Below are 20,280 nucleotides of genomic sequence, written 5' to 3'. Positions count from 1 at the left end.
ATCCGGATGACCGGATGGCGGGGCTTTTTGGTTCCTGCAGGCTTTAGCGTCGACGGAACAGCGGCAGCGGCTCGTCAGTGGCGGCCTGGTAGGTCACCGAGAAGTCCTTGAGGCTTTCCAGCGCTTCGTAGGGGTCCTTGTCGGCCCGCAGGGCATAGGCATCGAAGCCGCAGCGGTGCAGATAGAACAACTGGTCGCGCAACACGTCGCCAATTGCCCGTAGCTCGCCCTTGTAGCCGTAGCGATCACGCAGCAGGCGCGCATTGGAGTAGTTGCGTCCGTCGGTAAAGGCCGGGAAATTCAGGGCGATGACCTGGAAATGCGCCACGTCGGCGCCGATTTCCTCGGCTTCTTCATCGGCGTCCAGCCACACACCCAAGCCGCCATCGCGGGCCTTGAGGGCGTGACCGTGGTCACGCCACAGGGCCAGCGGGACGATCAGGTCGTCGCAATTGGAGATGCCGTCGAAGCTCGCGTCCTTGGGCAGCAGGTGCCAGGTTTCGTCGATGACTTCGTTGTTCTTAATGATTCGCTGCATAGACGCGCTCCTTGAAGGGGTCGATGCCGATACGCTGGAAGGTGTCGATAAACCGCTCGTCTTCCGTACGTTTTTCCACATAGACGTCGATCAGTTTTTCGATCACATCGGGCATGGCTTCCTGCGCGAACGAGGGGCCGAGGATCTTGCCCAGGCTGGCGTCGCGGCTGGCGCTGCCACCCAGGGAGACCTGGTAGAACTCTTCGCCTTTCTTGTCCACGCCCAGGATGCCGATATGGCCGACATGGTGATGGCCGCAGGCATTCATGCAACCGGAGATATTCAGGTCCAGCTCGCCGATATCGAACAGGTAGTCCAGGTCGTCGAAACGGCGCTGGATCGACTCGGCAATCGGGATCGACTTGGCGTTGGCCAGGGAGCAGAAATCACCGCCCGGGCAGCAGATGATATCGGTCAGCAGGCCGACGTTCGGCGTGGCGAAGCCTTGCTCGCGCAGTTCGCCCCACAGGGTGAACAGCTGGCTTTGCTCGACGTCCGCCAGAATCACGTTTTGCTCGTGGGAGGTGCGCAATTGGCCGAAGCTGTAGCGATCCGCCAGGTTGGCTACGCCGTCGAGCTGTTTGTCGGTGATGTCGCCCGGTGCGACCCCGGTAGGTTTCAGTGACAAGGTCACGGCGACATAGCCAGGCTTCTTGTGGGCCAGGGTGTTGCGGCTGCGCCAGCGGGCAAAACCGGGGTGCGCCTGATCCAGGGCGGCGAGCTCGGCGCTCTGATCGGTCAGGGCCTTGTAGTCCGGATCGACGAAGTGCTTGGCGACACGATGGACTTCGGCATCGGTCAGAGTGGTCTGGCCACCGCGCAGGTGGGCCATTTCCGCCTCGACCTTCTCGGCGAAGACTTCCGGCGTCAGGGCCTTGACCAGGATCTTGATCCGGGCCTTGTATTTGTTGTCGCGACGTCCGTAGCGGTTGTACACACGCAGGATCGCATCGAGGTAGCTCAACAGGTCCTGCCACGGCAGGAACTCGTTGATAAAGGCGCCAATGACCGGGGTCCGGCCCAGGCCACCACCCACCAGTACACGGAAGCCCAGCTCGCCTGCGGCGTTGTACACCGGTTCCAGGCCGATGTCGTGGACTTCGATGGCTGCACGATCGGAGGCCGAGCCATTGATCGCGATCTTGAATTTACGTGGCAGGTAGGCGAATTCCGGGTGGAAGGTCGTCCACTGACGAACGATTTCACACCATGGGCGTGGGTCGATCATCTCGTCGGCCGCGACACCGGCAAACTGGTCGGTGGTGACGTTGCGCAGGCAGTTGCCGCTCGTCTGGATCGCGTGCATCTGCACGGTCGCCAGTTCCTCGAGGATATCGGGAACGTCTTCCAGGGCCGGCCAGTTGAACTGCACGTTCTGGCGGGTACTGATATGGGCGTAGCCCTTGTCGTAGTCGCGAGCGATCTTGGCCATCATCCGCGTCTGGCGCGAGGTCAATTGGCCATAGGGCACGGCCACGCGCAGCATCGGGGCGAAGCGCTGGACATAAAGGCCATTTTGCAAACGCAAGGGGCGGAATTCTTCTTCGCTCAGCTCGCCTGCCAAATAGCGTCGGGTCTGATCCCGGAACTGCTTGACGCGGTCCTCGATGATCCGCTGATCGTACTCGTCGTATACGTACATATAGGTCCTGTTCTCAGGCTGCTTTTACAGCATATCTGCGCGCACGGCCGCGCACTCCTTGGCGGAGCCGGCGCACGATAACAGTTTGTAGTTATGCGCAAAAGTGATGTTTGAGTATATGTAAAGAACCAAAACGACTAATGAAAATCACTCTCGCCATACCCTTACTTGTGATAAGGGCAAGGCTCGACTTTACTCTGGACGTGTCTTCGAGCAATCACCGATAAAACCGACAAGAGGCGATAGCGATGAGCAATCCTTCCAAAGCTGGGAAAAGCGATAGCAGCGTCGATGCTTGGGCCATTCTGTTTATCATCATCCTAGTGGTGGCAACCGGCGTGTTCTGGGTGAGCCACCAGTAGAAAACCGCTCTACCCCAAGCCCGGGCCGACAGACTGGTCGGTCATGCCGGTGAATTCGTCGAGTAATGCCAGTACTTTGCTAGCTATAATGCACGACGAATTTCTGCGGGCTTGGGGTCACCATGTCGAAGGTGTTGGGCACGTGGTTACTGGCCTTGAGTGTGCCGTTTTGCTCGGTTGCCCAGGCAACCTCAGTGCTGTTCCTCAATCCGGGCGAGTCCACGGAAACGTTCTGGGTCAGCTACACGCAATTTATGCAGGCGGGTGCGACCGATCTGGGGCTGGACCTGCGCGTGCAATACGCCGAGCGTCAGCCCGCCACCACGCTCCTCCAGGCCCGCGAAGCGCTCCAGGGGCCGGACAGGCCGGACTACCTAGTGGTGGTCAACGAGCAGTACGTGGCCCCCGAGATCCTGCGTCTGTCCCAGGGCAGCGGGGTCAAGCTGCTGCTGGTCAATAACACGCTGACGGCCGATCAGTTGAAGCTGCTCGGTGATCGTGGGCGTAGCCATCCCGAATTGCTCGGCAGCGTGGTCGCCAATGACGAAGAGGCCGGCTACCGGATGCTCAAGGAGCTGGTGCGTTTGCGCGAGCGCGAGGCGCCTGGCGAGCCAATCGAGCTGCTGGCGTTTTCCGGGATGAAGATCACACCGGCCGCGCAACTGCGTGAAAAAGGCCTACACCGGGCGCTGGCGGAACACCCCAATGTGCGCTTGCGCCAGCTGGTGTATGGCGAATGGAGTCGCGAGCGTGCCTATGAGCAGGCCCGGCAGTTATTTGGTCGCTATCCGCTGATCCAACTGGTCTGGTCAGCCAATGACGAAATGGCCCTGGGGGCCATGCAGGCGTTGGAAGACACCGGGCGAGTGCCGGGCAAGGATGTGTTGTTCAGTGCCGTGAACAGCTCGCCCGCGATTCTCCAGGCGCGCATTGATGGCCGCTTGAGTGTGCTGATGGCAGGGCATTTCTCTATCGGTGGCTGGGCCATGGTGTTGTTGAGCGACCATGCCCAAGGCATCGATTTCACCCGTTACGGCGGGCAGGACCAGCAATTGCCGTTGTTGCAGCTGATCGATGGGCGCCAGGCCCGGCGCTTGCTCGATCCTGGCGCTTCCCGGCACTACGACGTCGACTTCAAGGCGCTCAGCGCAAAGGGGCATGCACTGGGCTGGCGTTATCCCTTCTCGGTCCAATTGCTGTTGCGCTGATGACGCTCAGACGCCGGCCAGGTGCAGGACCAGCTTGACGATGCCCAGCAGCGTCAAGGCAAATACGGCCGTGAACAGCAGACCCAGAATGACAAAGTGGCTGGGTTTGCCGTGGGTGAAGTCCCGGGCGCGGTTCTTCGCGCTTTGGACGCCAAAGGCGGCGGCCACTACGCTGTGCAGCATCTGCCAGAAGGTTGGCGGCTTGTTGTCCAGTGGCTCGTCCATAGATCCCTCGACACTATGAGTGTCCAGAGAGCATAGCCGCTCTTTGGCGCGAGGATGAAAGGCTGCCGCTGGCTCGCCAGGCGGCGATCGAGCCGCAGGTCGCAAAGGGCCTTGCGGCCCTAGTGCGGCCTCGCGACAGCGGCTACGGGCTACACCGCTTTAGTTGTCGTAGCCCAGGTTCGGTGCCAGCCAGCGTTCGCTGACGCTCAGGTCCTGGCCCTTGCGTGCGGTGTAGCTGAGTACCTGGTCCTTGTCGATCTTGCCCACGGCAAAGTACTGCGCCTGCGGGTGGGCAAAATACCAGCCGCTGACCGCGGCGGCGGGAAACATTGCATAGTGTTCGGTCAGGAACACGCCGCTTTTCCCGGCCTTGCCTTCACTGGCTTCGGGATCGAGCAGGGCGAACAGCGTGCCTTTCTCCGTATGGTCGGGGCACGCCGGGTAGCCAGGGGCCGGGCGAATCCCGCTGTACTGCTCCTTGATCAGCGCCTCGTTGTCGAGCTGCTCGTCGGTGGCATAACCCCAGTACTCCTTGCGCACCTGCTGGTGCAGCCACTCGGCGCAGGCCTCGGCCAGACGGTCGGCCAGGGCCTTGACCATGATCGAGTTGTAGTCGTCGCCATTGTCCTGGTAAGCCTTGGCCACTTCCTCGGCACCAATCCCGGCGGTGGTGATAAAGCCGCCGATATAGTCGGTCACGCCGCTGTCCTTGGGCGCGACAAAGTCGGCCAGGGAGAAGTTCGGCTTGCCGTCCGTCTTGATGATCTGTTGGCGCAGGTGATGCAGGCGCGCCAGTGGCTGGCCCTCGGCACCGTAGACTTCCAGGTCGTCGTCCTGCACCTGGTTGGCTGGCCAGAAACCGAAGACGGCGCGCGCGCTGATCAGTTTTTCGTCGATCAGCTTGCGCAACATTTCCTGGGCATCGGCATACAGCGCGGTGGCCGCTTCACCGACCACTTCATCGCTCAGGATGCGCGGGAACTTGCCGGCCAGGTCCCAGGAGATAAAGAACGGTGTCCAGTCGATGTACTCGGCCAGGACATTCAGATCGATATTGTCCAGGACCCGGCTGCCGGTAAAGGTCGGGGTGACCGGTTGGTAGGTGCTCCAGTCGAACTGCGGCTTTTTGGCAATCGCGGCCGGGTAGCTCAGCCGCTCGGTGCGGGCGCTGCGGTTGGCGGTGCGCTCGCGCACCTCGACGTATTCGGCGCGGGTACGTTCGACGAAGCCGGCCTTGAGTTCCTTGGACAGCAACTGTGTGGCCACGCCCACGGCGCGGGAGGCGTCAGTGACATAGATCACCGCGTCATTGCTGTACTTGGGCTCGATCTTCACCGCCGTGTGGGCCTTGGAGGTGGTCGCACCACCGATCATCAGGGGCAGGTGGAAGTCCTGGCGCTGCATTTCCCGGGCAACGTGGACCATCTCGTCCAGTGACGGGGTGATCAGGCCGGACAGGCCAATGATGTCGCACTTCTGCTCGCGGGCGACCTGGAGAATTTTCTCCGCTGGCACCATGACGCCCAGGTCGACGATGTCGTAGCCGTTGCACCCCAGGACCACGCCGACGATGTTCTTGCCGATATCGTGGACATCGCCTTTGACCGTGGCCATCAGGATCTTGCCCTTGGCCTCCGGCTTGTCGCCTTTTTCCAGTTCGATAAAGGGAATCAGGTGGGCCACGGCCTGCTTCATCACCCGGGCGGACTTCACCACCTGGGGCAGGAACATTTTGCCGGCGCCAAACAGGTCACCGACGATGTTCATGCCGGACATCAGCGGCCCTTCGATCACCTCGATAGGCCGGGCGAAGGATTGCCGCGATTCCTCGGTATCTTCGACGATATGGGTGGTGATGCCCTTGACCAGGGCGTGCTCCAGGCGCTTGTTGACTTCCCAATTGCGCCACTCCTCGGTCTCGGCTTCCTTGACGCTGCCGTCACCGCGGTACTTGTCGGCAATGGCCAGCAGGGCATCGGTGCCGTTGGGCGTGCGGTTGAGTACCACGTCTTCCACGGCGTCACGCAGTTCGGCGGGGATCTGGTCGTAGATCTCCAACTGACCGGCGTTGACGATCCCCATGGTCAGGCCGTTGCGGATCGCGTGCAGCAGGAACACCGAGTGGATCGCTTCGCGCACCGGGTTGTTGCCCCGGAACGAGAACGACACGTTGGACACGCCACCGGAGGTCAGCGCATAGGGCAGCTCGTCACGGATATAGGCGCAGGCGTTGATAAAGTCGACGGCGTAGTTGTTGTGCTCCTCGATACCGGTGGCGACCGCGAAGATGTTCGGGTCGAAGATGATGTCTTCCGGCGGGAAGCCGACTTCATTGACCAAGATGTCGTAGGAGCGCTTACAGATTTCTTTTTTGCGCGCCTCGGTGTCGGCCTGGCCGGTTTCGTCGAAGGCCATCACCACCACGGCGGCGCCGTAGCGTTTGCACAGGCGGGCGTGGTGAATGAACTGCTCGACCCCTTCCTTCATGCTGATGGAGTTGACGATGCCCTTGCCCTGGATGCACTTGAGGCCGGCTTCGATCACGTCCCACTTGGAGGAGTCGATCATGATCGGTACGCGGGAGATGTCCGGCTCGCCGGCAATGAGATTGAGGAAGGTGACCATCGCCTTCTTCGAATCGAGCATGCCCTCGTCCATGTTGATGTCGATGATCTGGGCGCCGGCTTCGACCTGCTGCAGGGCCACTTCCAGGGCTTCGGTGTAGTTGTCTTCACGGATCAGGCGGGCAAACCGGGCCGAGCCGGTAATGTTCGTACGCTCGCCGACGTTGACGAACAACGACTGGCGATCGATGGTGAACGGCTCCAGGCCCGACAGGCGGCAGGCCTTGGGAATGTCCGGGATTGCCCGTGGGGCGTAGTTGGCCACCGCCTTGGCAATGGCTTCGATATGGCCTGGGGTCGTCCCGCAGCAGCCGCCGACGATGTTGAGGAAGCCGCTCTGGGCGAATTCTTCGATGACCTTGGCGGTTTCGGCCGGCAGCTCGTCGTACTCACCGAACTCGTTGGGTAGGCCGGCGTTGGGGTGCGCGGAAACGTGGGTGTTGGCCTTGTTCGACAGCTCTTCCAGGTAGGGGCGCAGCTCACTGGCGCCCAAGGCGCAGTTCAGGCCCACGGAGATCGGCTTGGCGTGGCTGACGGAGTTCCAGAATGCTTCGGTGGTCTGGCCGGAGAGGGTACGGCCGGACGCATCGGTGATGGTCCCGGAGATCATGATCGGCAGCTCGATGCCCAGTTCTTCGAAGACGCCCTGGACGGCGAAGATTGCCGCCTTGGCGTTGAGTGTGTCGAAGATGGTTTCGATCAGGATCAGGTCGGCGCCACCTTCGATCAGGCCTTTGGTGGCTTCGGTGTAGTTCTCCACCAGTTCGTCGAAGGTGACGTTGCGGTAGCCCGGGTTGTTGACGTCCGGCGACAGCGAGCAGGTGCGGCTGGTCGGGCCGAGTACGCCGGCGACAAAGCGCGGCTTGTCAGGCGTTTCCAGGGTTTTCGCATCGGCCACCTGGCGGGCCAGGCGGGCGCCTTCTACGTTGAGTTCATAGGCCAGCGCCTCCATGCCGTAGTCGGCCTGGGACACCTGGGTGGCGTTGAAGGTATTGGTCTCGAGAATGTCGGCACCGGCATCGAGGTAGGCTTTCTCTATGGCGCCGATGACGTCCGGGCGGCTGAGGACCAGCAGGTCATTGTTGCCCTTGACGTCGCTCGGCCAGTCGGCGAAACGCTTGCCGCGGTAGTCCTGTTCCTCGAGCTTGTAGCTCTGGATCATGGTGCCCATGCCGCCGTCGAGAATCAGGATGCGCTCCTTGAGAGCTTGCTGAAGGGCGTTGAGGCGAGCGCTGCGATCGGACATAGGACTACCTGGAAAGGCCAATACAAAAAGAGGCGAGATGATAGCAAACCTGCGGGCTATTTGATCGCGGCTGGCTTTTCATGAAGATCGCTCATGTTGAGGGCGGGCGTGTGACGGTAGAATCGCGACGTTTTTTTATTGTCAGGACAGGGATATGCCGTTTCGCGCAGTTTTACAGACAACCTTCGGTGCTTTCATGCTGTTGGTCGGTGGCACGCTCCTCGCGCAGGAAGCAGCCCCGACGATTTCCTACAGCCGGGATATCCAGCCGATCTTTACCGAGAAATGTGTCGCTTGCCATGCCTGCTACGACTCGGCCTGCCAGCTTAATCTGGGGAGTGGCGAAGGCGTGGCGCGTGGGGCCTCCAAGTTGCCTGTCTACGATGGCGAGCGCAGCAAGGCGCAAATGACCACGCGCCTGTTCTACGATGCCCTGGGCCCGTCGGCCTGGCGGCAGAAGGGGTTCTATTCGGTGCTGGATAACCAGGGCAACCAGGCCGCACTGATGGCGCGGATGCTGGAACTGGGCCATCGCACCTCGCTGGAACCCAATGCCAAACTGCCCGCGGAGATTGTGCTGGGACTGAGCCGGGACAATGCCTGCCCGTTGCCGGCTGAATTCGCGAGCTACGCCACGGATCATCCCCGCGAAGGCATGCCACTGGCCGTGACCGGCCTGACCGACCAGCAGTACCAGACACTGCAGCGCTGGCTTGCCTCCGGTGCGCCCATCGACGAACAGGCGCTGGCGCCCAGCGCCCGCGAAAGCCTGCAGATCAGCCAGTGGGAAAACCTGCTCAATGCCCCGGGCGCGCGGGAAAGCCTGGTCGGGCGCTGGTTGTTCGAACATCTGTTCCTGGCCCATATCTACTTTGAAGGGGGCGAGCCGGGGCACTATTTCCAGTGGGTCCGTTCGCGCACGCCGAGCGGCCAGCCGATCGACCTGATCGCCACGCGGCGGCCCAATGACGACCCGGGGACCCAGGTCTACTACCGCCTGTGGCCGATTCAGGGGGTGATTGTTCACAAGACTCATATCGCCTTTGCCATGAGCGCGGCGAAGCTGGCGCGGGTCAAGACCCTGTTCTTTACCGGCAACTGGCAGGTTAATGCCTTGCCAGGCTACGGGCCGCAGCGCCGCGCGAACCCGTTCGAAACCTTCGAGGCGATACCGGCCGGGGCGCGCTACCAGTTCATGCTCGATAACGCCGAATACTTTGTGCGCACCTTTATCCGGGGGCCGGTCTGTCGTGGGCAGATCGCCACGGACGTGATTCGCGATAACTTCTGGACCTTGTTCCAGGCGCCCGAGCGCGACCTCTATATCACCGATGCACGCTATCGCGCCGCGGCCACGCCGCTGCTGGCGATGCCCGGGCAGATCGATGATGTGGGCAGTATCCTCAGCCTGTGGCTGGCCTATCGGGACAAGCGCAATCAGTATGAGGCACTGCGCCTCGATGCCTATGCCGATGCGCCGCCGCCGAGCTGGTCGAGCCTGTGGGCGGGTAACGACAATGCCTTGCTGAGTATTTTCCGGCATTTCGACAGTGCTTCGGTCAGCAAGGGCTTGATTGGTGATGTGCCGCAAACGATGTGGTTGTTCGACTTCCCGTTGCTGGAACGCACTTATTATCAGTTGGCGGTGAATTTCGATGTGTTCGGCAACGTTTCCCATCAGGCCCAGACGCGGTTGTACTTCGACCTGATCCGCAATGGCGCCGAGGTCAACTTCCTGCGCCTGATGCCGGCCAATGCCCGGGACGCCCTGCTCGACGACTGGTACCAGAACAGCGGCAAGATCAAATTGTGGCTGGACTATCAGAGCATCGATAACGACACGCCGACCGCGCTGAAACTGGATAAGAAGGACCCTAAGCGTGACTTTGCCCAGCAATTGCTGGCGCGCTACGGTGATCTGAATGCCCGACCGGACCCGATCAACCGGTGCGCCGGGGCCTACTGCTCGCGGCCCGATATCGCGCCGGTGTTTCAAGATGCGGAGCAGGCGCTCAGCCGATTGACGTCGCGGCCAGCGGCGGGGCTCAAGGTGATCGAGCAGTTGCCCGAGGCAACCATGCTGCGGGTTGAAGCCGCCGATGGCCGACGTGAGGTCTACAGCCTGCTGCGCAACCGGGCCCACAGTAACGTGGCCTTTATGCTGGGCGAGGCCTACCGCTATCAGCCGGGCCTGGATACCCTGACGATCTACCCCGGGGTGCTGAGCAGCTACCCGAACTTCATGTTCAATGTGCTTGCCGCGGATGTGCCGGCCTTTGTCGCGGCCATGGAGCAAGCCCGCGATGGGGCGGCGTTCGAGCGGATTGTCCAGCGCTGGGGCATTCGGCGCAGCCACCCGCAGTTCTGGGGTTACTTCCATGATCTGAATGACTACATCAAGGAAACCGAGCCGGTGGAAGCGGGCGTTCTGGATATGAACCGCTACGAGAACCTGTAAGGCGGGCCGGGCGTTGCAGAGCGCCCGGCGCTTTTCCTGACAAAAATACTAGGGCTTTGTCCAGCGCGTGCGATTGGCGTAAACTGCGCCCAAGCCTGCGAGGAGTTTCCATGACCGCTATTACCATTACCGACGCCGCCCATGATTACCTGGCTGACCTGCTGTCCAAGCAGAACACCCCGGGCATCGGCATCCGCGTCTTTATCACCCAGCCGGGTACCCAGTACGCCGAGACCTGCATTGCCTATTGCAAGCCAGGCGAAGAGAAGCCGGAAGACACCGCGCTGGGGCTCAAGAGCTTCACCGCCTGGATCGATTCCTTCAGCGAAGCCTTTCTCGACGATGCAGTGGTCGACTACGCCACTGACCGTATGGGTGGCCAACTGACCATCAAGGCGCCGAACGCCAAAGTCCCGATGGTCAACGCTGACAGCCCGATCAATGAGCGCATCAACTACTACCTGCAAACCGAAATCAACCCGGGGCTGGCCAGCCACGGCGGCCAGGTCAGCCTGATCGACGTGGTCGACGATGGTATCGCCGTGCTGCAGTTCGGGGGCGGTTGCCAGGGTTGCGGCCAGGCGGACGTCACGCTCAAGGAAGGCATCGAGCGCACCCTGCTCGAACGCATCCCGGAGCTCAAGGGCGTGCGTGACGTGACTGACCACACGCAGAAAGAAAACGCCTACTACTAAGAGCGTTCGCTGCACCTGGAAACGGCACCCGTGAGTGCCGTTTTTTTATGCCTGGCGTTTGCCTAAGGGCGATACAGATGGGCGTGCCCGGCCCGGTACAGCGATGACTCGGCAAAGCTGTCGCTGGCCAGCACCCGGCCTACCAGAATCAGCGCGGTGCGGCGAAAGCCCTTGGCCCGGACCTTGTCCAGAATGTCGGCGAGGGTGCCGCTGACCCAATCCTGGTCCGGCCAGCTGGCGCGATGGATCACGGCAATCGGGCAGTCGGCGCCGTAGTGAGGCAGTAATTCAGCGAGGATTTTCTCCAGGTGCTGAACACCCAGGTGGATGGCCATGGTCGCCTGGTGTCGGGCCAGGTCGCCCAGGGCTTCGCCCGCGGGCATGGCGGTTTTGTCGGCGAAGCGCGTAAGAATCACGCTCTGGGAGATATCCGGCAGCGTCAATTCGGCGCCCAGCAGCGCAGCGCAGGCGGCGGTGGCGGTGACGCCGGGGATGATTTCGTAGGGAATCTGCGCTTCGCGCAAGTAACGGATCTGTTCGCCGATGGCGCCATACAGGCTGGGGTCGCCGCTGTGTACGCGGGCGACATCCTGGCCGCGGGCATGGGCGCTGCGCATCAGTGCCACGATCTGCTCCAAGTGCAGCTCGGCGCTGTTGATCACCTGTTCGGCCTGATGCCCTTCGAGAACAGCGGTGGGCACCAGGGAGCCGGCATAGATGATGACCGGGCATTGGCGGATCAGGCGCTGGCCCTTGACGGTGATGAGTTCGGGGTCGCCGGGGCCGGCGCCGATAAAGTAGACGGTCATGACAGTCTCAAGTGGATGCGGGGCGAGTCGCTGGGCAAAGATGAATGGCGCTCATCTTGGTCGCAGCTGCCGGGGGATTATCGGGGATGGGGGGCGGTGCTGGCCAATGCCAGTGTCGCCTGGCCGAATTTTTGCCGGGCAACCAGTAGCTGCGCATTATTCTGGCCCAGATGCTCGGCGAGGGCCAACGCGGCACTTTCGGCTACGCCATAGCAGCCGGTGCGTTCATAGGCAATTTGCGAACGCTGGCTAAGACGAGGTTCGTAGCCGGCCAGCTGCGTGTTGCTGAAGAAGGTCAAGGGTAACCCGAGCTGTTCGGCCAGTGCCAACAGCCCGGGCTCGTCACGTTTCTGCTCGATACTGGCCAAGGCCTTGAGCGTGCGCCGCTCGATACCATGGGCCTGGAGAACCTGGTCGAGCAGGGCATCCAGTGTGGTGAGCGGGCAACCGCGTTGGCAGCCGATGCCGATCACCACATAAGGCGTGTCACTCATGCCGAGTATTGGCCATCCGCTTTGCGGCGGAACAACCAGGCGCTGATCAGGCCAAGGGCCAGCCAGAATGCAGCGTTGGTCAGTTGGGCAGCAATGATGAACTGAGTTTCCAGTGCTTGCGGCGCAAGGCTGGAGTGAACTTCCGGTTGCGGTGCGCCGATCACGTGGGGCACCAGCACAATGGCCACGCCCAGGACTTTCAAGGCCCAGTGCTTACCAAAGACCAGCAGTGCGATACCGGCCGCCGTCGAGGCAGCGGTGCCGACCCACCAGGTCTGGCGCTGTAACAGATCTGCGGCAGCCGTGCCCGGCAGCTCGGGTGGCAGGCCCAGGGTCGGCGCCAGGCAGAACGTGGCATAACCGGCCAGCCCCCAGAGCAGTCCTTCGGCGGTGCGGCTTGGCGCACGCAGGGTATAGAGGCCCGCAAGCATCAGGGCGAAGCCGACGGCCACCACCAGGTTGCCGCCGGTGGTCGAGAGAATGCGCTGCCAGCCATCTTCCGGTGCCCAGGCTTCGGCATCGTGGCTGTGGGCGGCCATGGCGCCATCGGCGTGTTCGTGGACTTCGGTAGCCGGGGCATTTTCATAGGTTTCGGCCTGCAGGATCAGAGGCGCGACAGAAAAACTTTGCAGCAGGGTCAGCAGCAGGGCACCGAGCAGGCCGGCGAAACCTGCGGTGCGAGCAATTCGCTTGATCATCGGTGCAGGTCTCAGTGGCAGGGGAAGGCAGCGCTGTGGCGGGTGTCGTGGGCGGCGTTGTGCACGGCCTCGATATGGGAGAACCCGGCGAAATACACCAGCAGCACGCCGAGCAGGCTGGCGCCGATGGCCGCGACAACGCGCTGGCTCAGGGTGGTGGTGCTGGCCGCAGTGTGGCTGGCGGTACTGATGGACATGGCGCTTCCCTCTGGGTGTCAGCGGGGGCTCAAGCGCGAAGAAACCCTGCGAAGGGCTTCGCAGAGAATGCAACAGCGCCCGCCCACCGCGGGTTTGTTATCGTGTCGATTGGGCCGGTCTCCGGGCTTGCGAGGGGCTGGGCATGGGCCGAACCTGCCGGAATCACCTTCCCATGCCGGACTGCTGGCACAGTGGATCTGATTCCGCTCTCGCTTACCGTTGCGGGGGCAGCGCCGGACTTGCCAGGTGACTACGACCTGACGCACCGGTTTCCCGTTTCACCCCGTGAGGGGCACCCAATACAAGATGTGTAGGAAATCATGGGCGCGCCCGGCCGTCAATTGCCGGTCGTGTATTCGAGAGCGGATGGACAGCGTTTCCTGGACCTAAAGCAGGCTCTTGACCTTGTCGCGCAGTTGGTCGATGGAAAACGGCTTGCCGATCACCGCCATGCCGACCGGGACTTGCAGGTTCTCGGCGTAGCCGCTGGCAAACAGGATCGGCAATTGCGGGCGCAACGCACGCGCCGCCGCTGCCAGCTCGCGGCCATCCATGCCGGGGAGGCCGACATCGGTCATCAGCAGGTCGATGCTGATTCCCGCATCCTGGACGATATCCAGCGCTTGCTCGCTGCCGGCGGCCTCAAGCACGTTGAAAGCGAGTTCTTCGAGCACGTCGACAATCAGCATACGCACGATGGCATCGTCTTCGACGACTAGAATGGTGGAGGTGGCTGAGCACATAAGGGTCATCTCGAAAAAGGCGTGGGTTGCGCCGGCAAAAAAATCGCCGACCACTTGTCTGTGGCCCTGAGAGACTTGGACAAGTTCCCCGATTTGTATCGATAGTTGGCTGTTCGCGGGTGGCCCGCAGAATAGCCTGCTCCAGACCGTCCAGGCAGGAAAATCTGGAGTTCTGCGGTCACATTTGTGAGAAAAATAGATAGTTACTATGTTTTTGCGGCAAACTCCTTCGACTTAAAACCTTCGTCCGAGCCCAGAAATGACTTCTTCGTCTACGGTTGATGAGCAAAGTTTCCGCAAACTCCTGAGTCGCAACATCAGCTTGCCGCTGGGTGTGGGTGTACTCAGTGCCGTTTTTTTTGTGTCCCTGATCACGTATTTGTTGTCGGTCATCCAGTGGGTCGAGCACACGGATCGGGTGATCGGCAACACCACCGAGGCGATGAAGCTGTCCATCGACCTGGAAACCGGTATGCGCGGTTATTTGCTCACAGGGGAAGAGCGCTTTCTCGACCCCTATGAACTTGCCAAACCACGGATTATTGCCGAGTTGCGCAACCTGCAGGAACTGGCGAAAGATAATCCGCAGCAGGTCGACCGGCTCAAGCGCCTTGAAGCCCTGCAGGTGGAATGGAGCACCTACGCCCAGTCGATGATCGATCTGCAACGTAGCAGCGGCGATTACCGTGCGGCGGTCAAGGCCGGGCGGGGCAAGCGCCTGACCGATGAGATCCGCAAGGAATACGAAGGCATCATTAACAGCGAGCAGCAGTTGCGTGCCAGCCGTAGCGAAGATGTCAGCCGCACCACGATCTGGAGCATCACGCTCTATGTGCTGTTTATCATTGGTATCAGCGGCCTGCTTGCGTTTGTCGGCCGACGCGATCTGTTGGCCCTGTCCGCCAGCTACGGCGCAAGCCTGGCCGCCGCTCAGGAGAGCGCTGCACGCCTGGAAGAACAGGCCTGGCTGCGCAATGGCCAGACCCAGTTGGCCGAGCAAGTGTTGGGGCAACTGACGCTCAATATGCTGGGGCGCAATATCCTGCAATTCTGTGCCCAGTACCTGGGTAGCGCGGTGGCGGCGCTCTATGTGCGTGAGGAGCACGGTGGCCTCAAGCGTGTGGCGTCCTACGGTTTCTCCCGCGAACAGGAAGAGCGCGACCAACTGATTTATGCCGACGAGGGCATTATCGGCCAGGCGGTCCAGCAGGACCGGCTGATTCGCCTGGATGCCGTACCGGATGACTACTTCAAGGTCAGTTCGGGCCTCGGCGAGGGTAAGCCGCGCAGTGTGCTGGTAGTGCCGACCAGCGATGACGAGCGTATCAATGGTGTGATCGAACTGGGCTTCCTGCGTCGCCTGACTGATCGCGATGTTGAATTTCTCGAGCGCATCGCCGGCAATATCGGCACCTGCATCGAGGCCGCGCGTTATCGCCAGCGTCTGCAGGAAGTGCTGGCCCAGACCCAGCAGCTCAACGAAGAGCTGCAGGTGCAGCAGGAAGAACTCAAGACCGCCAACGAGGAGCTCGAAGAGCAGTCGCGGATTCTCAAGGAGTCCCAGGCGCATCTGGAAAGCCAGCAGGTGGAACTGGAGCAGACCAACGAGCAGTTGGCCGAACAAGCCCAGGCCCTCGCCGAACAGCGCGACGCCATGGACCAGAAAAATACCGAACTCAACCAGGCCCAAACCCAGCTCGAAGAGCGCGCCGAGGAACTCCAGCGTTCAAGCAAGTACAAGTCCGAGTTCCTCGCCAATATGTCCCACGAGCTGCGCACGCCGCTCAACAGTTCGCTGATTCTGGCCAAGTTGTTGGCCGAGAACCCCCAGGACAACTTGAGCGTGGAGCAGGTGAAGTTTGCCGAGTCGATCTATTCGGCCGGTAACGATTTGCTGAACCTGATCAACGATATTCTCGATATTTCCAAGGTCGAAGCCGGCAAGCTCGAAGTCCGTCCGCAAAACGCCAGCGTGGCGCGCCTGGTCGACGGCCTGCGCGGCATGTTCGAGCCGCTGGCGGCGGACAAACACCTGGCGTTTCAGGTCGAAGTGCACCAAGACACGCCGCAGTCGCTGTACACCGATTGCCAGCGCCTGGAGCAGATCCTCAAGAACCTGCTGTCCAACGCCCTTAAATTCACCGAAAGCGGCACGGTCACTCTGGGCGTCAATCGCCAACCCGGCGAGGGCATTGCTTTTAGCGTGCGCGATAGCGGCATCGGCATTGCCGCCGACCAGCAGGAAAGCATTTTCGAAGCCTTCCGCCAGGCCGACGGCACCACCAACCGCCGCTACGGCGGCACGGGCCTGGGGCTGTCGATCTCGCGGGACCTGGCCGCCTTGCTCGGCGGCTACATCACTGTCAGCAGCGAGCCGGGGCAGGGCAGTGTGTTTACCCTGATCGTGCCTGAGCGATATGAAGAGCAGACGCCTGATACACCGCCCCGGGCACCCAGTGTGATCGCCGCGCCGCCGCGGCCGGTCGTACCGGTGAGCGTGGTCGAGGAGCCGATCCCCAGCTTCGCCGATGACCGCGACAAGGCGCCGTTCAGCAGTCGCTGCGTGCTGGTGATCGAAGATGAGCCGAGCTTTTCCCAGATTCTCTTCGACCTGGCCCATGAGCTGGGTTACCAATGCCTGGTGGCCCATGGTGCTGATGAGGGCTTTGACCTGGCCGGGCAGTTTGTCCCCGATGCGATCCTGCTGGATATGCGCCTGCCCGATCACTCCGGGCTGACCGTTCTGCAACGCCTCAAGGAGTCGGCGCCAACCCGGCATATCCCGGTCCATGTGATTTCCGTCGAAGACCGGGTCGAGGCGGCCATGCACATGGGCGCCATCGGCTACGCGGTCAAGCCGGCCAGTCGCGAAGAACTCAAGGAAGTCTTCGCCCGCTTGGAAGCCAAGGTGACCCAGAAGGTCAAGCGCGTGCTGCTGGTCGAGGATGACGACCTGCAGCGCGATAGCATCGCGCGCTTGATTGGCGACGACGATATTGAAATCACCGCAGTGGGCCTGGCCCAGGAAGCCCTGGATCTGCTGCGCGAGAATGTCTACGACTGCATGATCATCGACCTGAAGCTGCCGGACATGCTCGGCAATGACCTGCTCAAGCGCATGTCCACCGAGGATATCTGCTCTTTCCCGCCGGTGATCGTCTATACCGGACGCAACCTGACCCGCGATGAAGAGGCGGAACTGCGCCGCTACTCGCGCTCGATCATTATCAAGGGCGCCCGCTCGCCGGAGCGCCTGCTTGATGAAGTGACGTTGTTTCTGCACAAAGTCGAATCCCAGTTGTCACAGGATCGTCAGCGCATGCTCAAGACCGCGCGTAGCCGCGACAAGGTCTTCGAGGGGCGGCGAATCCTGCTGGTGGACGACGATGTGCGCAATATCTTCGCCCTGACCAGTGCCCTGGAACACAAAGGTGCAATCGTGGAAATTGGCCGTAACGGCCTGGAAGCGATCGCCAAGCTCAAAGAAGTCGAAGATATCGACCTGGTATTGATGGATGTGATGATGCCGGAGATGGATGGCTACGAAGCCACGTTGGAGATCCGCAAGGACCCACGCTGGCGCAAGCTGCCGATCATTGCCGTCACGGCCAAGGCCATGAAGGACGATCAGGAGCGCTGCCTGCAGGCAGGCGCCAACGACTACCTGGCCAAGCCCATCGACCTGGATCGATTGTTTTCGTTGATTCGTGTGTGGTTGCCGAAGATGGAACGGATATAAGTGGAGCGAAATACCGAAATCGAATTGCGTTTGTTGATCGAAGCCATCTACCTCAAGTACAGCTACGATTTCCGCGATTATTCCGGCGCTTCGATCAAGCGCCGGGTTTTACATGCGTTGCGTCAGTTCGAGTGCCAGACCATTTCTGCCTTGCAGGAACGGGTGCTGCACGATCCGACGGTGTTTATGCAACTGCTGCAACTGCTGACCATTCCGGTCAGCGAGATGTTTCGTGATCCGGCGCACTTTCTTGCGATCCGCCAGGAAGTCGTGCCGCTGCTCAAGACCTATCCCTCGATCAAGATCTGGATCGCCGGCTGCAGCACGGGCGAGGAGGTCTACTCCCTGGCCATCCTGCTGCGCGAGGAGGGCCTACTGGAGCGCACCATCATCTACGCTACGGACATCAATCCCCACTCCCTGGAAAAGGCCAAGAAGGGCGTGTTTTCCCTGGAAAATATCCGTGCCTACACGCGTAACTACCAGGACGCGGGTGGCAAGCGCTCGTTCGCCGACTACTACACCGCCGCCTACGACTACGCGATTTTCGACAAGAGCCTGCGCGAGAACGTGACCTTTGCCGATCACAGCCTGGCCACCGACAGTGTGTTTTCGGAAACCCAGATGATTTCCTGCCGCAATGTGCTGATCTACTTCAACAAGAAGCTCCAGGACCGGGCCTTTGGCCTGTTCCATGAGTCACTGTGCCATCGCGGCTTCCTGGCGCTGGGCAGCAAGGAAACCGTGGATTTCTCTGCTTATTCCAGCCAGTTCGAACCGCTGGTCAAGCAAGAGCGGATCTACCGCAAACTATGAGTACCTCTCCTTTGTCGTTCAGTACGCCAATCAAGGCGATTGTGGTCGGGGCCTCGGCGGGCGGCGTTGAAGCGCTGCTCAATCTCTATGGTGAACTGCCTGAAGGTTTCGGTCTGCCGATCATCACGGTGTTGCACCTGCCGGATGAACACCGCAGCCAACTGGCCGGTGTCTTTGCCCGGCGGGTGTCACTGGCAGTGAAGGAGGCGGCGGACAAGCAACTTATCGAGCCGGGCACCCTGTATTTCGCCAGTCCGGGCTATCACTTGTCGGTGGAGCGTGATTTCACGCTTTCGCTGAGCCAGGAAGAGCGGGTCAACTACTCGCGCCCGGCCATCGACGTTCTCTTCGAATCCGCGGCGGATGCCTATGGCAAAAACTTGTTGGCGATCCTCCTGACCGGTGCCAACCACGATGGTGCCCGTGGCCTGGTGCGGGTCAAGGCGCGGGGCGGGCTGACGCTGGTTCAAGACCCCGGCGAAGCCCAGGTCCCGACCATGCCCCAAGCGGCGTTGGCACTGCACCGCCCGGATTTCATCCTTCCCCTTAGCGGCATTGGCCGCCTTCTGGTCGAGTTGGAACACGCCTCATGCTGAGACATATTCAAGCCAAGCTGCTGATCGTTGATGATCTGCCGGAAAATCTGCTGGCCCTCGAAGCGTTGATCAAGCGTGAGGACCGATTGGTCTACAAGGCCTTGTCGGCCGATGAAGCACTGTCGCTGTTGCTCCAGCATGAATTCGCGATGGCCATTCTCGATGTGCAGATGCCCGGTATGAATGGCTTCGAGCTGGCGGAGCTGATGCGTGGCACGGAGAAAACCAGGAACATCCCGATCGTCTTTGTCAGCGCCGCCGGCCGCGAGCTCAACTATGCCTTCAAGGGCTATGAAAGCGGCGCGGTGGACTTTCTGCACAAACCGCTGGATATCCAGGCGGTGAAGAGCAAGGTCAATGTCTTCGTTGATCTGTATCGGCACGGCAAGGCGCTCAAACAGCAGATCGACGCCCTGGAGCAGAGCCGGCGCGAACAAGACCAACTGCTCCAACAGTTGCAGGCGACGCAGAATGAACTGGAGCACGCGGTGCGGATGCGCGATGACTTCATGTCTATCGTGTCCCATGAAGTGCGCACGCCGTTGAACGGGCTGATCCTTGAAACCCAGCTGCGCAAGATGCACCTGGCCCGCGACAACGCGGCAGCCTTCAGCCTGGACAAGATGCAGGCCATGGTCGAGCGCGACGAGCGGCAGATCCAGAGCCTGATCCGTCTGATCGAGGATATGCTCGACGTCTCGCGGATTCGCACCGGCAAGCTGTCGATCCGTCCGAGTCGCTTTGACCTGGCCCAGACGGTCGCCAGCCTGCTCGGCAACTTCGCGGCGCAGGTGGCCGCAGCGGAGGCGACGGTCAGCCTGGACGCGCCCGCCCCGGTGATGGGGCACTGGGACGAGTTCCGTATTGAGCAGGTGATCTCCAACCTGCTGACCAATGCCCTGCGCTACGGGGCCAAGAGCCCGATTGAAGTTCGAGTGCATCAGGTCGATAACCAAGCGTGGATTGAAGTGCAGGACCGGGGGATCGGCATCAGTGAAGAGAACCAGGCGCGGATTTTCCAGCAGTTCGAGCGGGTCTCGGGCAGCAACGTGGTTGCGGGCCTGGGGTTGGGGTTATTTATTTCCGAGCAGATTGTCAGCGCCCATGGCGGTACCATCAGCGTACACAGTGCCATGGGTGAAGGGGCTCTATTTCGCGTTTGCCTGCCATTGCACGATTAAACGCAACC

The 20,280-nt window shown here is 61.2% G+C and carries 16 protein-coding genes and 1 riboswitch; of the genes, 7 read left to right on the top strand and 9 right to left on the bottom strand.

All coding sequences use genetic code 11. The annotated features are described in order from the left end of the window. Positions 1-43: 43 nt before the first annotated feature. Positions 44-538: a DUF934 domain-containing protein gene (locus NPS46_RS06180; RefSeq protein ID WP_274105550.1), complete on the bottom strand. Its 495-nt coding sequence runs from the start codon at positions 536-538 to the stop codon at positions 44-46. Beyond that, positions 522-2,180, bottom strand: a complete 1,659-nt coding sequence (locus tag NPS46_RS06175; protein ID WP_274105549.1) for a nitrite/sulfite reductase — start codon at positions 2,178-2,180, stop codon at positions 522-524. The genes NPS46_RS06180 and NPS46_RS06175 overlap by 17 nt, the downstream gene beginning before the upstream one ends. A gap of 484 nt (positions 2,181-2,664) precedes the next feature. Here NPS46_RS06175 and NPS46_RS06170 point away from each other — a divergent pair, with 484 nt between their 5' ends. After that, a complete protein-coding gene (locus NPS46_RS06170; RefSeq protein ID WP_274105548.1) occupies positions 2,665-3,750 on the top strand; it encodes an ABC transporter substrate-binding protein in 1,086 nt (361 codons plus the stop codon). Between the two features lie 6 nt (positions 3,751-3,756). Here the strand turns inward: NPS46_RS06170 and NPS46_RS06165 are convergent, their stop codons facing one another. Further along, the gene (locus NPS46_RS06165) at positions 3,757-3,975 is read right to left on the bottom strand and encodes a DUF2970 domain-containing protein (RefSeq protein WP_274105547.1); all 219 of its coding nucleotides are present in this window, start codon (positions 3,973-3,975) and stop codon (positions 3,757-3,759) included. A 159-nt stretch (positions 3,976-4,134) separates the two neighbouring features. Beyond that, positions 4,135-7,845 (bottom strand): methionine synthase, encoded by a 3,711-nt coding sequence (gene metH / locus NPS46_RS06160; RefSeq protein ID WP_274105546.1) that lies wholly within the window; start codon positions 7,843-7,845, stop codon positions 4,135-4,137. 196 nt (positions 7,846-8,041) lie between these two features. On the opposite strand from metH, the gene NPS46_RS06155 reads away from it, so the two are divergent. Beyond that, positions 8,042-10,303 (top strand): fatty acid cis/trans isomerase, encoded by a 2,262-nt coding sequence (locus NPS46_RS06155; RefSeq protein WP_274106025.1) that lies wholly within the window; start codon positions 8,042-8,044, stop codon positions 10,301-10,303. Positions 10,304-10,413: 110 nt separating this feature from the next. Beyond that, complete coding sequence (gene nfuA / locus NPS46_RS06150) at positions 10,414-10,998, top strand: Fe-S biogenesis protein NfuA (protein WP_274105545.1); 585 nt, start codon at positions 10,414-10,416, stop codon at positions 10,996-10,998. Between the two features lie 62 nt (positions 10,999-11,060). Here the strand turns inward: nfuA and cobM are convergent, their stop codons facing one another. The 5 genes from cobM to NPS46_RS06125 all read right to left on the bottom strand — a co-directional run bounded on the left by cobM (position 11,061) and on the right by NPS46_RS06125 (position 13,940). Beyond that, positions 11,061-11,807, bottom strand: coding sequence for a precorrin-4 C(11)-methyltransferase (gene cobM / locus NPS46_RS06145; protein ID WP_274105544.1), 747 nt, complete (start codon positions 11,805-11,807; stop codon positions 11,061-11,063). Between the two features lie 77 nt (positions 11,808-11,884). Beyond that, complete coding sequence (locus NPS46_RS06140; RefSeq protein ID WP_425312703.1) at positions 11,885-12,301, bottom strand: cobalamin biosynthesis protein; 417 nt, start codon at positions 12,299-12,301, stop codon at positions 11,885-11,887. After that, on the bottom strand, positions 12,298-12,999 hold the full coding sequence (locus NPS46_RS06135; protein ID WP_274105543.1) for a CbtA family protein: 702 nt from the start codon (positions 12,997-12,999) through the stop codon (positions 12,298-12,300). The genes NPS46_RS06140 and NPS46_RS06135 overlap by 4 nt, the downstream gene beginning before the upstream one ends. Before the next feature lie 11 nt (positions 13,000-13,010). Continuing rightward, positions 13,011-13,196 (bottom strand): CbtB domain-containing protein, encoded by a 186-nt coding sequence (locus tag NPS46_RS06130; protein ID WP_274105542.1) that lies wholly within the window; start codon positions 13,194-13,196, stop codon positions 13,011-13,013. Between the two features lie 95 nt (positions 13,197-13,291). Further along, positions 13,292-13,512: riboswitch (cobalamin riboswitch) on the bottom strand. Between the two features lie 71 nt (positions 13,513-13,583). Continuing rightward, positions 13,584-13,940 (bottom strand): response regulator, encoded by a 357-nt coding sequence (locus NPS46_RS06125; protein ID WP_274105541.1) that lies wholly within the window; start codon positions 13,938-13,940, stop codon positions 13,584-13,586. Positions 13,941-14,199: 259 nt separating this feature from the next. On the opposite strand from NPS46_RS06125, the gene NPS46_RS06120 reads away from it, so the two are divergent. Genes NPS46_RS06120 through NPS46_RS06105 form a run of 4 tightly spaced genes read left to right on the top strand, consistent with a single transcriptional unit; the run spans position 14,200 to position 20,272 of the window. After that, complete coding sequence (locus NPS46_RS06120; protein WP_274105540.1) at positions 14,200-17,679, top strand: response regulator; 3,480 nt, start codon at positions 14,200-14,202, stop codon at positions 17,677-17,679. Beyond that, a complete protein-coding gene (locus NPS46_RS06115; RefSeq protein WP_274105539.1) occupies positions 17,680-18,495 on the top strand; it encodes a CheR family methyltransferase in 816 nt (271 codons plus the stop codon). Further along, on the top strand, positions 18,492-19,091 hold the full coding sequence (locus NPS46_RS06110) for a chemotaxis protein CheB (RefSeq protein WP_274105538.1): 600 nt from the start codon (positions 18,492-18,494) through the stop codon (positions 19,089-19,091). Before NPS46_RS06115 ends, NPS46_RS06110 begins: the two co-directional genes overlap by 4 nt. Continuing rightward, the gene (locus NPS46_RS06105; protein ID WP_274105537.1) at positions 19,085-20,272 is read left to right on the top strand and encodes a hybrid sensor histidine kinase/response regulator; all 1,188 of its coding nucleotides are present in this window, start codon (positions 19,085-19,087) and stop codon (positions 20,270-20,272) included. Before NPS46_RS06110 ends, NPS46_RS06105 begins: the two co-directional genes overlap by 7 nt. Positions 20,273-20,280 lie beyond the last annotated feature (8 nt).

This window comes from Pseudomonas putida, assembly GCF_028682395.1.
Classification (GTDB): Bacteria; Pseudomonadota; Gammaproteobacteria; order Pseudomonadales; family Pseudomonadaceae; genus Aquipseudomonas; species Aquipseudomonas putida_AB.
Note: the sequence above shows the minus strand (reverse complement) of the source record. Positions and strands in the feature narration are given on the sequence as shown.

Bases quoted from the DNA above. Each gene is read 5' to 3' on its own strand.
- NPS46_RS06180 (WP_274105550.1), bottom strand. From the start codon at position 538: ATGCAGCGAATCATTAAGAACAACGAAGTCATCGACGAAACCTGGCAC.
- NPS46_RS06175 (WP_274105549.1), bottom strand. From the start codon at position 2,180: ATGTACGTATACGACGAGTACGATCAGCGGATCATCGAGGACCGCGTC.
- NPS46_RS06170 (WP_274105548.1), top strand. From the start codon at position 2,665: ATGTCGAAGGTGTTGGGCACGTGGTTACTGGCCTTGAGTGTGCCGTTT.
- NPS46_RS06165 (WP_274105547.1), bottom strand. From the start codon at position 3,975: ATGGACGAGCCACTGGACAACAAGCCGCCAACCTTCTGGCAGATGCTG.
- metH (WP_274105546.1), bottom strand. From the start codon at position 7,845: ATGTCCGATCGCAGCGCTCGCCTCAACGCCCTTCAGCAAGCTCTCAAG.
- NPS46_RS06155 (WP_274106025.1), top strand. From the start codon at position 8,042: ATGCTGTTGGTCGGTGGCACGCTCCTCGCGCAGGAAGCAGCCCCGACG.
- nfuA (WP_274105545.1), top strand. From the start codon at position 10,414: ATGACCGCTATTACCATTACCGACGCCGCCCATGATTACCTGGCTGAC.
- cobM (WP_274105544.1), bottom strand. From the start codon at position 11,807: ATGACCGTCTACTTTATCGGCGCCGGCCCCGGCGACCCCGAACTCATC.
- NPS46_RS06140 (WP_425312703.1), bottom strand. From the start codon at position 12,301: ATGAGTGACACGCCTTATGTGGTGATCGGCATCGGCTGCCAACGCGGT.
- NPS46_RS06135 (WP_274105543.1), bottom strand. From the start codon at position 12,999: ATGATCAAGCGAATTGCTCGCACCGCAGGTTTCGCCGGCCTGCTCGGT.
- NPS46_RS06130 (WP_274105542.1), bottom strand. From the start codon at position 13,196: ATGTCCATCAGTACCGCCAGCCACACTGCGGCCAGCACCACCACCCTG.
- NPS46_RS06125 (WP_274105541.1), bottom strand. From the start codon at position 13,940: ATGTGCTCAGCCACCTCCACCATTCTAGTCGTCGAAGACGATGCCATC.
- NPS46_RS06120 (WP_274105540.1), top strand. From the start codon at position 14,200: ATGACTTCTTCGTCTACGGTTGATGAGCAAAGTTTCCGCAAACTCCTG.
- NPS46_RS06110 (WP_274105538.1), top strand. From the start codon at position 18,492: ATGAGTACCTCTCCTTTGTCGTTCAGTACGCCAATCAAGGCGATTGTG.
- NPS46_RS06105 (WP_274105537.1), top strand. From the start codon at position 19,085: ATGCTGAGACATATTCAAGCCAAGCTGCTGATCGTTGATGATCTGCCG.